12 protein-coding genes and 1 tRNA gene are annotated in these 14,311 nt (G+C 47.8%); 8 read left to right on the forward strand and 5 right to left on the reverse strand.

Features of this window, described 5'->3' with window-relative positions; genetic code table 11:
• Nucleotides 1-99 precede the first annotated feature (99 nt).
• Nucleotides 100-765: a hypothetical protein gene (locus tag ACKFKF_RS24200; protein ID WP_446870030.1), complete on the forward strand. Its 666-nt coding sequence runs from the start codon at nt 100-102 to the stop codon at nt 763-765.
• A gap of 122 nt (nt 766-887) precedes the next feature.
• Here ACKFKF_RS24200 and ACKFKF_RS24205 read toward each other — a convergent pair whose 3' ends face one another.
• A complete protein-coding gene (locus ACKFKF_RS24205) occupies nt 888-1,631 on the reverse strand; it encodes a PIG-L deacetylase family protein (RefSeq protein ID WP_446870031.1) in 744 nt (247 codons plus the stop codon).
• 125 nt (nt 1,632-1,756) lie between these two features.
• Entirely contained in the window at nt 1,757-2,908 is a 1,152-nt protein-coding gene (locus tag ACKFKF_RS24210; RefSeq protein WP_446870032.1) for a glycosyltransferase family 4 protein, read from the reverse strand.
• 595 nt (nt 2,909-3,503) lie between these two features.
• On the opposite strand from ACKFKF_RS24210, the gene ACKFKF_RS24215 reads away from it, so the two are divergent.
• The 3 genes from ACKFKF_RS24215 (at nt 3,504) to ACKFKF_RS24225 (ending at nt 6,048) form a co-directional block, all read left to right on the forward strand.
• On the forward strand, nt 3,504-4,169 hold the full coding sequence (locus ACKFKF_RS24215) for a TIGR04282 family arsenosugar biosynthesis glycosyltransferase (protein ID WP_446870033.1): 666 nt from the start codon (nt 3,504-3,506) through the stop codon (nt 4,167-4,169).
• Between the two features lie 73 nt (nt 4,170-4,242).
• Nucleotides 4,243-4,938 carry a TIGR04283 family arsenosugar biosynthesis glycosyltransferase gene (locus tag ACKFKF_RS24220; protein WP_446870034.1) on the forward strand — a complete coding sequence of 232 codons (696 nt, stop codon included), beginning with the start codon at nt 4,243-4,245 and terminating at the stop codon, nt 4,936-4,938.
• A 246-nt stretch (nt 4,939-5,184) separates the two neighbouring features.
• Nucleotides 5,185-6,048 carry a class I SAM-dependent methyltransferase gene (locus ACKFKF_RS24225; protein WP_446870035.1) on the forward strand — a complete coding sequence of 288 codons (864 nt, stop codon included), beginning with the start codon at nt 5,185-5,187 and terminating at the stop codon, nt 6,046-6,048.
• A 20-nt stretch (nt 6,049-6,068) separates the two neighbouring features.
• Here ACKFKF_RS24225 and ACKFKF_RS24230 read toward each other — a convergent pair whose 3' ends face one another.
• Together ACKFKF_RS24230 and ACKFKF_RS24235 are read right to left on the reverse strand one after the other, a co-directional pair.
• Nucleotides 6,069-6,743: a Uma2 family endonuclease gene (locus tag ACKFKF_RS24230; protein WP_446870036.1), complete on the reverse strand. Its 675-nt coding sequence runs from the start codon at nt 6,741-6,743 to the stop codon at nt 6,069-6,071.
• Between the two features lie 48 nt (nt 6,744-6,791).
• Nucleotides 6,792-7,676 (reverse strand): hypothetical protein, encoded by an 885-nt coding sequence (locus tag ACKFKF_RS24235; RefSeq protein ID WP_446870037.1) that lies wholly within the window; start codon nt 7,674-7,676, stop codon nt 6,792-6,794.
• A gap of 453 nt (nt 7,677-8,129) precedes the next feature.
• On the opposite strand from ACKFKF_RS24235, the gene ACKFKF_RS24240 reads away from it, so the two are divergent.
• From ACKFKF_RS24240 to ACKFKF_RS24250, 3 genes are all read left to right on the forward strand, one after another.
• Nucleotides 8,130-8,840: an HAD family hydrolase gene (locus ACKFKF_RS24240; RefSeq protein WP_446870038.1), complete on the forward strand. Its 711-nt coding sequence runs from the start codon at nt 8,130-8,132 to the stop codon at nt 8,838-8,840.
• A gap of 23 nt (nt 8,841-8,863) precedes the next feature.
• Nucleotides 8,864-8,936 (forward strand) — tRNA-Ala (locus ACKFKF_RS24245).
• Between the two features lie 226 nt (nt 8,937-9,162).
• Nucleotides 9,163-9,678: a hypothetical protein gene (locus tag ACKFKF_RS24250; RefSeq protein ID WP_446856433.1), complete on the forward strand. Its 516-nt coding sequence runs from the start codon at nt 9,163-9,165 to the stop codon at nt 9,676-9,678.
• A gap of 530 nt (nt 9,679-10,208) precedes the next feature.
• On the opposite strand, the gene ACKFKF_RS24255 is transcribed toward ACKFKF_RS24250, so the two are convergent.
• The gene (locus tag ACKFKF_RS24255; protein ID WP_446870039.1) at nt 10,209-12,011 is read right to left on the reverse strand and encodes an AAA family ATPase; all 1,803 of its coding nucleotides are present in this window, start codon (nt 12,009-12,011) and stop codon (nt 10,209-10,211) included.
• Between the two features lie 123 nt (nt 12,012-12,134).
• On the opposite strand from ACKFKF_RS24255, the gene ACKFKF_RS24260 reads away from it, so the two are divergent.
• Entirely contained in the window at nt 12,135-14,015 is a 1,881-nt protein-coding gene (locus ACKFKF_RS24260) for an ArsA family ATPase (protein ID WP_446870040.1), read from the forward strand.
• Nucleotides 14,016-14,311 lie beyond the last annotated feature (296 nt).

Here is a 14,311-nt window from a genome sequence, read left to right on the forward strand (position 1 = left end):
CGCGACAAAAGCGGCAAAGAGGGACGTTAGACCGAAGCCATGAATCATGTCTAAAGTCCAAGGTGCAAAGTTCACATCAATTCAGGGAGATGGCAAACAATGGCTGCGATGAACCTCAAGCTTCTTACCCAGATTCCGATCGCCAAGCAGTTGATCAGCACCATTCGACAGATTCGGCCGTCGATTCCTCAACTGGTTGGGCTTTCTTATTATCAAAAGGCTTCTTATTGGGCGCTCGATCGTAACCAATGCCCCTGTGATCTCGAATTAGTTGACTATTTGCAGCGATCGCAGATTCAAAACAAAACCATCTTTCACTTTGGCACGGGTGGTCACCACGTTGTCGGGTTAGAAAATCAGAAGCTTGCTCAACCAAATGAGGTCATGGGCATTACGGCATCGGCTCCTGAGCATCGTGCTTACATCCAACTGGTGCTAAAAGACACAACCCTGGCGAAGCACTATAAAGTTTTGTTTGCAGATATTTATACGCTGACTCAAAACACATTACCCACTTTTGATCTGGTATCGCTGTTTCACCTATGCGAATTTTATCTTCCTGAGAATGCTGCTTCAGTTCACCAGACTGACGAATCTCTAGTGCAGTTATTTTTAGACAAGCTTACTCCGGATGGCAAACTCGTCTTTTATACTGGCTCATGGGCGTGGCAGCAAGCAGAACCGATCGTTCGCAAGTTTGAATCAGCCGGAAAAATCAAGCAAATTGATCAATACAAAACTCTGGTGATCTATACTGCCTGTTAGATCTCCGTAAGTTATGAATCGTTGAGATTGAGAGTCTGAAGGTTTTCAGAATTGGAGGGCGAGTTCAGACTATCGTTCAGCAATGCCGAATTTTGTCCTTCTCTCTGTAAAAGACCAAAACTCTACCAAAAAAACTCATCAGTACTAGTAAATCGCTTGAGAAAACCAGCAGGTAGCGCGTGAGTTTGTGAATCGTAGACTGCGATCGCGGCTCTCTTTTTCTCCACCACAGATTGAATGGATAGCCGCTTGGCTCCGACAATTTCTTTGATCTGCAAATCGAGTAATAAGGGCGCTTTCCAAAAAATCCAGATGGGATATTCTCGAACTGTGGCTTGCAGTCCGACTTGTGTCATAGCCGCCTGCACTAATTGATAAGTGGCTTCGTGATCAGGATGACGATCGCAACGATGTGGAACGTAGACCTCTTTGGGTTGGTAATCACGCAGCAGTTGTACGATGTGATCGATCGTCTGTTGACGGTGCGGCTCTGACAACTGATCAAGCGTGCCGTCTGGTTTGTTTAGAAAATGCACATCTGACTTCTCGACTCCCAAAATTGTCAGGGCTGCGATCGCTTCTTGTTGCCGCAGTTTTATCCGCTGCTCACCAATCACACTCAAATCGGCCCCTCCCGACTGGCCATCGGTCAAAAACACCACGCTCACAGACCCTTTGCACTGTCGCTTAAGCGCAATCATCCCCCCACAGCCCAGCGTTTCATCGTCCTGATGGGGAGAAAACACCATTGCTGATCGCTCATCGATCGCGATCGGGTGACTTGTCCAATTCACAATATTAGCCACCAAAAAATTTGAATGAAGCGCTTTGAGTTTGTCTCGCAACGCAAAAGGCTGAATGCTCATGGGGTGTCGTGTCGTTGGATTGGGAACTTTGGACTCTGGACTTTAGATCTTGGACTCTCGACACAGCAGTTCAAGTCTTTGATCTCCCGTCTAAAGTCTAAGGTCTCCGCGCAGTCTAAAAGCCTTTAACGCTTGAGAACTTTGCCACACTGAGAAAACTGATCACGCTGACAGAGAACCTGTTCATACAGTTGAAGACAGTTAGTGGCGATCGCTGACGCTTCAAAGTGACTTTGTGCAAACTGTTTCGCTCGTTCTGACCACTGGTTTAGACAGGCTTCTGAGCGCAACGCATTTGACAACATGATCGCACTCTGCTCAAGATCGGCAGGCAATACCAGTCCCAAATTGTGATGGTGAAAGAGTTCGGCGATATTTAATGTTTCAGCGATCGCGCAGGGCGTGCCAATACACATCGCTTCTGCGATCGAGATGCCAAACATTTCTTGACGAGACATTTGAATATAGAGCGCTGCTTTTTTGAGAACTTGAATCTTTTCCACCCCAAATACAGGAGGATGAAAATAGACGTTTGTGGGCAAGTCTGCTTTGAGGCGAGCGAGCCATGATTTTGTTTTGGGGTCTTCTGTGCCATAGAGGTGAACTTCAACCTGTGGTAACAGACGCGCTAACTCAATCAAGCGATCGATGCCCTTAACTAACACATCAAATCGCCCTAAATAAACCAGTCGAGTTGCTTGAGAATTCCTTTCCCAGGAAGCTTGACTTAATGTAGAGGTATCGATCGGATTGAGCAGCGAGTGAATTGTGCCCTGATAGCCTGGAATGAATGATCGAATCTCGGCTTCTTCTCGCACCGTGGCGGTTGTGATAGCAGCGGCTCCCCGAAACCTGGCTTTCTCAATTAGCCAATTGTAGAAGTACTTCTTAATCCAACTTCGCCCAAACCGTTGAGATAACACCCGCGCATGGGGCGTGATCACATAGGGAATGCCAATCTGTCGTAGCTGTCTAGCTAAACTGGCTTGTTTATGAATAAAAATAGAGTGAAAATGGACAATATCAGGAGTCTGTAGTTGAAACTCTTGGGAGAGAGCATCTGGCTCATAGTGCCAAAAGTTAGAAGGAAGATAACGAAGATGGAGTTTTGGATTATGGTCAGCGATCGTTTGCGCTGTGCGGTCGGGTTGCTGGTCTAGCACTAGAGTAACGTGATGTCCGAGAGATGCCTGCTCTCTTGCAAGACTCCAAACGGTGTTGTTGCATCCATCTACGGTTGTAATTGAGGGTGAAGCGCCAACGTGCCAAATTTGCATAATCTCAGTCTAGAAGGGTCAAGTTCTTCTAATTCTGCGTTCTCTAATTTTGTGCAGTTATCTTCAATTCTCCTGAGTCTTGAACAGCGCAATGACAGGGAGCTAGAGAAGCTTTTAGTAGACCCACTTTGCTGATCTTTCGGTGATCTAGAGTCACTACACAGATGCACAGAACATAAGCTTTACAACATTTGTGCTCTCTTGTAGAGCAGTCTTACCTTAGTCTGCGATCGACAAAAAATAATGTACCCAATGGCGTATTTAAAGTATGCCTGGTGATGTACTCCAGTCGATTCTAATTCTAGTAGTTTATCAGTCCCGTTTAGAAGTTAACTGCTTTCACGTAGTTGATAACTCGCACCCTATTTCTGGATCAAAGCAAACATCTCGCTTATGTTTTCCTTTGGCTTTTTTGCTCAAAAAGGCTGATATTATTGTGATTTCACTAAAATTAGTATCCTCAAATTAGTTTATACCAGATTACTCTACAAAAAGTCTAGTGATGCAGGATACAACTCACTCACCTAAAAACAGCCGCTAAGATTGTCGAAGTCCTAATGCTAAACGTTTAATCCTCAACGATCGAGACCAAACGATGTCAAATTCTACTGTCTCACCGTTAGATTCGGAGACTCCCTGCCTGATTATTTTTACGCGCTATCCAGAACCCGGAAAAGCAAAAACTCGTCTGATTCCAGCTTTGGGGCCCCAAGGAGCGGCCGCCTTACATCGACAGATGACCGAGCAAACATTGACAGAAGTGAGACATTTGCAAACGTTGCGTCCTGTTGCGGTAGAAGTTCGATTTTCTGGGAGCGATCTCTTCGAGTCACCCGCAAGGGGTCGCGATCAAATGCAAGCCTGGTTAGGCAAAGATTTAAGCTATTCTTCTCAGCATTCAGGAGACTTGGGCGATCGTCTCTCTCAAGCATTCCAATCAGCATTCGATCGCAGCGCAAAATCTGTAATCGCCATTGGTACAGACTGTCCTGATTTAGATGCCTCCATTCTCGCGATCGCATTCGAGAAACTGCAAACTCACGATTTAGTTTTGGGCGCAGCAACCGATGGTGGATACTACTTAATTGGGTTGCGTCACTTTATGCCAGATCTATTTGTTGGGGTTGCCTGGAGTACTGCGATCGTCCTACAGCAAACGGTTGCGATCGCAGAGAAATTAGGATGTTCGATTGCTTACTTGCCTGTTCTCAGTGATGTCGATCGACCCGAAGATCTCAAGCCAGAACAAAGAGAAGTCTGAAAAAATAGAGCAAACCATCGCCAAAAAAGCCTCGCAACTTTAACATCCCAAAAGCCCTGCGCCTTGATTCTCCATGCTCTGTGCAAAAATCTCGATCGTGGTTCCGGTTCTAAACGAGGCTGATCAAATCGCTCAAATACTGAAAATTCAACAGCAAGCGAGCGAGATAGAGTTAATCATCGTTGATGGAGGCAGCCGAGATCAGACTCTGGAATTAGCTCACTTGTCAGGGGCGCGAGTGCTGCGATCGACTCCTGGGCGGGCCCACCAGATGAATGTCGGAGCCAACGCCGCCACCGGAAGCATTTTGCTGTTTCTTCACGCCGACACCCGGCTGCCTGCTGGTTTTGACACGATGATTCGTCGGGCGCTCAGTCAACCTGCCACGATCGCGGGAGCCTTTTCGCTCAAAATCGACGCAGATCTCTGGAGTTTGCGTCTGGTGGAATGGGGCGTGAATGGGCGATCTCGCTGCCTACAAATGCCCTACGGCGATCAGGCTATCTTCTTACGCAGCGACACGTTCAAAACGCTAGGCGGATTTCCCAATTTGCCAATTATGGAGGATTTTGAGCTGATGCGACAACTCAGACGATGCGGGACGATCGCCCTTCTCCCTGCCGCCGTAATCACTTCAGGACGACGCTGGCAAACTCTGGGCGTTTTGCAAACCACTTTAATGAATCAATGGATAATTCTTGCTTACCTGGTAGGGGTTTCTCCCCAAACAATCGCCCATTGGTATCGGAGCGGACTGAGAAAAAAGTAGAGAACGCCATCAATTAACATTTAATTAACATTTGAAGTTTCAAAGTGACACTGGCATTTAAAGCGATATCGGTTAGATCTGCTACTAGATTCGCGGTTGATCTTTGAACCCTTCTCTAAGAGCATCGATCCAAAACATTGATATACAGTGAAGATGTTCTAATGAAGCGCGACAAAGACCAAAGACTAAAAACCTCTAAGGCTGCTCAGTCCAAAGTCCCCAGACACCACAATCCCCACTTGTCCTATGGCCGTTCGTAAAGACACCATTTTTGAGCAATATCTCGCCCCGATCGCTCGACTGTTTATCGATGAATCTGCCCTGAGACGATTCTATGAAAGCATCGATTGGCAGTCTGCCAGCGACCAATTTCGCGATCCCCAACTTGCTTATCCCAATTACTACAGCAGCCAACATTTTCACAGCATCGAAGGGGGCTATCTCAACATCAGCGCTGCCGTCTCCTATGATCCGATCACTCAGTACGCCCTGCCGCCTAATGAAACCTGGGTGCGCCAAAGTCTGATCGACAGCATTCAAACTCATCCGCGTCGCATTCTAGATCTCGGCTGTGGGACGGGTTCCACCACGCTGATGCTCAAACAGGCTTTTCCACAAGCCGACGTGATTGGGTTGGAGTTGTCTCCCTACATGCTCGTTGTCGCTGACTACAAAGCCAAACAAGCCGGACTTGAGATTTCCTGGCAACACGGTAAAGCCGAACAAACCCGGTTTCCAGACGGCTCTTTTGATCTGGTGACAGCTTCTCTCCTGTTTCATGAAACGCCACCGATCGTCGCTCAGTCGATTTTGCAGGAAGCCGATCGCTTGCTCACGCCTGGAGGCGAAGTGCTGATTCTGGATGGCAACCAAAAAACGCTGCGTCAAACTGAGTGGCTGACCCAAATCTTTGAAGAACCCTACATTCAATCCTACGCGGCTGGCAATTTGGATGCCTGGATGGGGACCGCCGGATTTGGTGCGGTGCAAACTCAAGAATTTTGGTGGATTCATCAAGTAACTCGCGGTGTAAAACCGTTACCCAGTGAGCGATTTCAGCCCAAACCATTTACTCAAGAAATCCAAGATGGACAATGGGCAATCAGCTAATTAAAACGTTTTGCACTAGCTCATTCCTCATCCCCATCCCTCATTTCCTGCCGCAACTGCTTCAACATCGAACTGGTGCCCTCTTGCATGGCTTGCTGGACGCGATCGTATATCAGTTGCATGATAGGCAAGTCGGGAAATATAAGACTGGTAGGCGATTCCTGATATTCTCCATTGTTGAGCAGGTTGATCTTAAGCTTGCCCCTGTTGTAGATCCACACCTCTGGTACCTGGATTCCAGCATAAGCTTCGAGTGTGGTTTTTGAGGTGACATCGGCTTCAATGGCTAAGTCGGGCGGTGGGTACACGTCCAGATTCATCGACATCATGCACGATCGCACTCGTTTGGCATTTTCTCCGATATAAAAACAGGTGTCGGGTTCGAGTCCGGCTTGCTTTTTCTTGCGTCGAAAGGTCGTTGAGCCAAAATCTTCCCACTCTAAATTTCGAGCATCCAGCAAAATGGTAACGATGCGACCAATGATGCGGTTGGGGCGTTCGTGAGCGGGTAAAGGTGACACAATTTCTAGCACTCCGTTGCTGTAGGCGATGCGGGCACTTCGCTTTTCGCCCAGTTCTTCTAAAATGGCTTCAAATTTCTCCCAGGTAATGTCTGTAATGGTCAAGACGCTGCCGGGTTCAAGCACAATATTTTTGATGGGGACGGTGACTGGCGTTACGATTTGAGTGGTCATGGGTGAAACCTCGATCGCTCGACAAGCTAAAATTCGCAAGCTGGATATCTATACAGGTAATCCTAACGCTTTGGCGATCAGGGGTAATAGAACTTTGGCGGCTTCGGCTAGTTTGGCGGTGCCGGAAAGCGTGGCGATCGTTCCTTTCAAAAAGATCATTGCTTTCTCGCCCAGGCTCTTTTTCTCTGGCTGTTCTGGGTTTTGCCCGACTTCTGCCAGGGTTTTGACTTGTTCCAGAGCGTTCGTTTTGCCTTTTTCTGAGAGTTCAGGATCAGATTCGATCGCCGTTTGCAGTTGCGTCAATAATTCTCTGATTCCAGGTTCTTCAGTCGTTGTGTTTGGTAATTGATTTAGGGCATTTGTGACAGCACCGCTCATGTTAAGAATGCTGTTTGTCATCTGATGGGTTCCAGTGTTGACGAAACTGTTTGCGCCTGTGTTGATGCCTTGATTTTTGTTGTCTGTCATGGTGTTGTCGTTTCCTGCAACGATCTTGAGATTAAAAGATAGATTTACCGGATTTGTGTTTTGAACCAGTGTCAGAGCGGATTGATTGAATTCCTGGCTGTGACGTTTCTCAGATTCTAATAATCCAGCATTCTTCTGTGTGACCCAAATATGGGCAGCAAACAACGTAGCAATCAAAAGAACTACTAGCCTTAACTGCTGAGACTTCAGATCATCATTTAGCGTTAGAGCATCTTGACCTAATTTTTGACTGAGGCGTTTTTCAGCTTCTAATCCAGTATTTTCCTGAGCCTCCAACTTTGCTTGACAAGCGCTATCAAAGGTGGGTGCCGCTCCACTTTTATCGGTTCTTCCTGAAAGCTGAAGCGGCCCTAAAACGTGAATGGCGGCTATGGCAATTGAAAGAGATACAGCCTTTACGCAGAATGCTTGAAACCAGTAAAGATCTGGCTCATTATTTTTCATCAAGGATGCCCTTAAATGAGGGTTGCATCCCGATTTGAGGCGCGGGCAATCCTGTAAAAAATAGGTAGGGAGATTCAAATGAACTCCGCAACGGATTGTAAGGTGCTATGAATCAATGACTAATAACTGTTTAAGTATTTACAATCGTTGATGCGGTTATGCTCTGTAGTACCTACTTCCCTACACTGCCCATGATGAGTTCCAAAATAACATCTCTCAGAAAAATTCCTAATTTTCCCCGTCAGATTTTGCCCTCTAAAGTTACGTCCCCGCATCTCTTGACCAGAGAAATCCATAGGAGGAGGGCTAAGTAGGTTTACGTACTCAGTACAGAAAAATAAAGACCTATCGAGTAGCTTTTCCTCGAATAGAGGCAAGAGACAAGAGGTTTGAGCCGATCGCTTCTCTCAGACTGGTAAAGTGGGGGTAGCCTTTTTCACCCGCGACGGTTTCATGGTTCTCAAAGCTGTTCTGTTCGATTTTAATGGCGTAATTATCAACGATGAGCCACTTCACGAGAAGCTAATCGAACAGATTTTGGTGGAGGAGAATCTGCGTCCCAGACCCGGAGAATTTCGAGAAATCTGTCTGGGGCGAAGCGATCGCGCCTGCTTAACTGATCTGCTGGCCAGTCGCGGCAGAGTCGTCACCGAGGAATACCTCAATCAACTCATCGCCCGCAAAGCCAAAGCCTACCTTCAGCAGATTGCAGCGCTAGAAAAACTCCCGACCTATCCAGGGCTAGAGGATCTGATTTTTAGCCTAAAAGCAACACCCTGCAAACTGGCGATCGTCAGTGGAGCTATTCGTAGCGAAATTGAATCCGTTCTGACTCGCCTGCAACTTAACCAAAACTTTTCGCTCATCGTTTCTGGAGACGACCTGACCGCCAGCAAACCCCAACCCGACAGCTACCAACTCGCCGTCGATCGCCTTAATCAGCAGTTTCCCGATCTCAGCTTACAGCCTTCTGAATGTCTGGCAATCGAAGACACCTTTGCCGGAATTGCCGCTGCCAAACGAGCCGGAATCTCAGTCGTCGGAGTTGCTAACAGTTACCCCTTCCACATGCTCCAGCGCTGCGCCAACTGGACGGTTGATTATCTTTCTGACTTAGAACTCGATCGCGTGCAGCAAGTTTACAGCAGCTTAGATGCCAGTTGATAAATGCTAAAATGGCTGGGTGAGGGGAGTTAGCTCAGTTGGTAGAGCGCTGCGATCGCACCGCAGAGGTCAGGGGTTCGATTCCCCTATTCTCCATTGCTATTCTTGAGCAGACATAGTGCCTGTTCCTTTTGATAAAAATAAACTCCCCCAAATACAGATGAATTCTCTGGTTAAAAAGCAACTAATGGAGGTGGGCGGTATTTTGTTGTCACTCCAACAATTTCCTAGAAGGATTGACATTAGAGCACCTGCCTCTTTCAAAGCATACGACTTCGCTATCTAAAGTTTTAGTTGGTAATTATTCTCAAGGAACTGAATCATGAATGACCCCAAGAAACCTTTAAGCGACCTTACTTCTCATCCTGACCCAATCACGGGTGAACCGGGTGCCCATCCTGTAGAGACCGGACTCGGTGCTGCTGGTGCAGGGACAATTGGAACGATCGTGGGGGGTGCCGTTGGGGGCCCGATCGGAGCAGTCGTAGGAGCCGCGATCGGAGCGATCGGTGGCGGGCTACTAGGCAAGGAAACGGCTGAGGTCATTGATGCCAGCCTCGAACACGAACACTGGCGCGCTCATCACACTTCTCGCCCCTATATTGAGGCGGGTCGAACCTTTGATGATTACGCCCCCGCTTATCAAACTGGCTACGAGGCGTTCTCTCGACATGGCAACACCGGAAAAACCTTTGACGAGATCGAACCTGAGTTACGAAGCGAATATGGGGAAACTCATGGGAAGACAGGGTTAGCTTGGGATAAAGTAAAGCCCGCTGCTCAAGATGCCTATCGAAAGCTCTATGAAGAACGTGTCGGTAAGCGGCACCCTCTTTAATTTGCACAAATAAGGATCACGAACTAAATAACTTCGTAGGTTGGGTTGAAGCATGAAACCCAGCACGCCAGTAATCGTTGGGTTTCGCAAGGCTCTACCCAACCTACAGAAGTCGATGTTATTTAGTTTTCGTTCCTAAGTAGGTAGGTCAAATTAAATATAAAGATGGCTTCGCCTAGAACCCCTACACAGTTTGAAAACCATCTTCAATTCAATTGTGCCTATCTACCTATGTGCCTATCTACTTAGCAGTTTCCTTGTTTTTGATGGCTCTCCTGATGTTACGACCATAAGCTAACTAATGAATCTTGAATTCCTTAGTTAGTAAGGTTTATTTAGTAAGGTTTCTATATCGATTTTTCTGAGGAAGCTATTGGTAACTCTCTTTTTTCACTAAAAGTCCAGGAGAGTCCTGCGTTTTAACTCGCGCAAGCAGATTTTGTTCACGTAGCCCCCCTTGATTCATTGGGCTTATTTAATTCACTCAGAGGCTGGCTTCATACTTCAATTTTCAAATCACAGGTCTCAATTTACTGAAGCGCTTGGCGCTGGCTAATGAGTGCTTGATAAGCGGCGGTAAAGTCAGCCATTGTGATTTGAATGTTGGATGGATTAGTAAATCCCTGGGCACGGTATCGACGAATCGCCTGTAGAGCAGCTTGATTGCTAAGAAGTGCCAGGTCTGCGCCATTCCAGCCTTCTGTCTGGGCAGCAAGATTATTAAGATCCATTTCAAATAAAGGACGATCGCCATTGTGAACCTGCAAAATCGCCAACCGACTGGTTTCATCAGGTAAATCTACTTTGAGTTGCAGATCCAATCGACCTGCTCTCATCAAAGCGGTGTCGATCGCATCTGGTCGATTAGTCGCGCCAATTAATAGAACATTGGGACAGGCTTGCAGTCCATCTAATTCGGTAAGCAACTGACCGACGACGCGATCGCTTACTCCCGAATCCCCGTTAAACTTTCCACGAGCAGGAGCCAGCGTATCAATCTCATCGATAAAGATGACACAGGGAGACGCTTGCCGAGCCTTTGCAAACAATTCTCGAACTTCCTGTTCTGCTACCCCGACCCAACGGCTGAGAAGTTCGGGCCCGTTGACCGCGATAAAATTGGCTCTCGCTTGAGACGCAACGGCTTTGGCCAAGAGCGTTTTACCCGTTCCAGGTGGCCCCCAAAGGAGAATGCCACGGGGCGCTTTTGCACCTGTTTGTTGATACAGTTCGGGGTAGAGCAATGCGCCCTCAACAGATTCTTGTAAAGTACGCTTGATGAGTTCTAATCCGCCAATTTCGCTCCAGGCAAGGTTTGGTGACTCGATTTCGACCGATCGCAACACCGATGGTTTGATTTCTCTCAGGGCATGTAAGAAGTCCGCTTGTTCCACCGTCATCACATCGGGTAATGGCTCCTTCAGCGAACCAACCTGCCGCCGTAATGCGGTATACGCTGCTTTTTGACAAACGGCTTTCAAGTCCGCACCGACCATTCCAACTGTCAGGTCAGCGATCGCGCCCAGTTCCACTGATTCACTCAGAGGCATAGCACGAGTCAAAATGGTGAGAATTTCTGAGCGTCCGTCGCGGTCGGGAACTCGATATTGCACTTCTCGATCAAACCTTCCCGGACGACGCAGCGCAGGATCGAGGTGATCAGGGCGATTGGTTGCGGCTAAAACAATCACGCCTTTGGTCTTGGCAAACCCATCCATCAAACTCAACAACTGAGCCACAACGCGCTTTTCGACTTCGCCTTCGACCTTACTGCGATCGGGCGCAAGACTATCAATCTCATCAATGAAAATTACGCAGGGAGCAGACTTCGCCGCCTTCTCAAAAACGCCTCTCAGACGAGTCTCGGCTTCTCCATAGTATTTGCCCATGATTTCGGGGCCGGCGATCGCGATGTAGCTCACGCCCAAATCTTCTGCCAATGCACGAGCGGTCAAGGTTTTCCCGGTTCCGGGCGGGCCGACGAGCAAAACGCCTCGAATCGGTTCTAATCCCAATTTTGCCAACAGATCAGGACGCTTGAGCGGAATCTCGACCAACTCACGAAGCTCTCGCAAAATTTCTCCCAATCCACCCACATCTTTAAGAGAGGCTGGAGAACTGATCATCTCCTCCAACGGCGTTGAAGTTTCCTTTGTGGGATGACTGGGAGGGCGGACTCGGCTGACTCCTGTTGGAATATTGCCCTGACGAGGAATGCTGCTGAGATTGCGGCTAATCTGAATGTCTGCTTTCAGTTCTCCTTTCTCTGCTTTCTCCTCCAAAATTTTGGCGAGTTCTAATAATTGCTCAAACCCCTTAAACAAATCACTCATTGGCTCACCGTCGCTACTTGAGACAGAATTTTTTTGCGATCGCAGCCCTCCGCAATCGATTGGGAAAACTACAGCCACAGTGTTCCCACAAACAGTTCCGCATCGTCAACGCAAAACTCCCCTATGAATCAGTTTGACTCTTTGAATCTCGCAATGTTTAGCGGCAAGGGCGGTGTCGGCAAAACCACGATCGCCTGTGGATTTGCACGCAGATGGGCCCAGCAGTTTCCCAATGAGCAAATTCTTCTCTTATCTACCGATCCGGCTCATTCCCTGGGCGATGTGCTGCAACTGCCGATTAGCAATACAGCCGTTTCGCGACAAAATTTACCCAATCTGACCATTAGAGCCTTAGACGCACCAACCCTTTTAGAAGAATTTAGAACCTCCTATGGCAAAGTGCTGGAGTTGCTGATCGAGCGGGGTAGTTTTGTGCAAAAAGAAGACCTGTCACCCATCTGGGATTTAAGTTGGCCGGGACTAGATGAACTGATGGGCATTTTAGAAATTCAGCGTCTGCTGCGAGATCAGCAGGTCGATCGCATCGTTCTCGACATGGCTCCCAGCGGTCACACTTTAAACTTATTCAGTTTGATGGACTTTTTAGACGAATTCCTATCTGCGTTAGAACTCTTTCAAGAAAAACATCATGTCATCAGTCAAAGCTTTACAGGAAGGTACACCGCAGACGAAGCCGATCGCTTTTTGATCGAGATGAGATCTGATTTAGCCAACGGACGACAGTTACTCCAGGACAAAACGCAGACGGCTTGTTTGGTGGTGGCGATCGCTGAGTGGATGAGCCTTTTAGAAACCAAGCGATTTTTGGACGCGCTCAAACTGCTACACATTCCCTTTGGTGGGCTTTTCATCAACCACATCTTGCCCGTTGCCAGCAATCTCGATCAGTTCAGCGAACAACAGCACCTGATCACAAAATTCTTTGACCTAGCGGAATCCGAACCGATCGTCCTCTCCTTTCAGCAGCCTGTTGAACCTGTGGGAGATCAAGCTCTCGATCGGCTAATTAGCCAAATTCAGCCAGCCCAGGTCAAAACTCTCCAGTTAGAATCGCAGCCCCCTCATTTTTCTCAACGCCTTTCACCAGGGTTTAGTGACTTCATCACCGAAGGCCGCAAGCTGATTTTGGTTGGCGGCAAAGGAGGGGTGGGCAAAACGACGGTAGCAGCGGCGATCGCATGGGGCATGGCCCAACGACATCCTGATCAAAACATTCGAGTGATCTCGATCGATCCGGCTCACTCTCTGGGAGACGCGCTGGGTACTCAACTAGAACACGCCTCCACACCCCTCACGACTCACTTAAGCGGACAAGAAATCGACTCAAAACAAGTTCTAGAGCAGTTTCGCGAAGAATATCTGTGGGAGCTTGCCGAAATGATGAGTGGCGAGTCTGGCACCTCCGACAGCAGCCTAAAAATCGCCTACAGTCCCGAAGCTTGGCGCAGAATCGTCTCTCAGGCGCTCCCTGGCATCGATGAAATGCTCTCACTCATTACAGTGATGGAACTGCTGGAGTCCAAAGAACAGGACTTGATTGTTCTAGACACGGCTCCTACAGGCCACTTACTGCGTTTCTTAGAAATGCCGACAGCGCTGGGCGATTGGTTGTCCTGGATCTTCAAATTATGGATCAAATATCAAGACGTGCTGGGACGGACAGAATTTATGAATCGGTTACGGAGTCTGCGTCAGCGGGTCATCCAAACCCAAAAGAAACTGCTCAATCCCCAACACACTGAATTTATCGGTGTCTTTCAGAATCAGTCCGCCATCCTCGCCGAAACTGAGAGACTGACCGCATCCTTAATCAAGCTGAAAATCACTCAACGCTACCTGGTCAACAACCGCGCTGAGACAGTCGATCAGAATTTAATCAAACGGTTTCCCAAACAAGCGATCGTCCATTTACCCCAATTACCCCGCTCGATCGCGCCAGTAGAACAGATTTCAGGAGTCGCCAATTTACTATTCTCAGCCTGAAGTTACTCACGACCTGGCAAGCTCGGACTTCTTCAAATGTGAACTTTCATAAAAGGAGGGACGATCGTAGCTCCTATCCAAAACAGCCTACAGCCCTGATGAGGGACTGTTTTCGGGGTAGCTCTTAAGGCAACACCCAGTGACCTTTCTACAAACATTGTGAAAACTCTTTACAAAGCTTAAGAAATGCCCTAATGTATGAGGTGTGGAAAACACCACAACATACATCTCAAAAATCAGTAATTATTCACCATGACGACGACACTACAGAGACGCGAAAGCGCCAACCTGTGGGA

The organism is Phormidesmis sp. 146-12 (assembly GCF_052939495.1).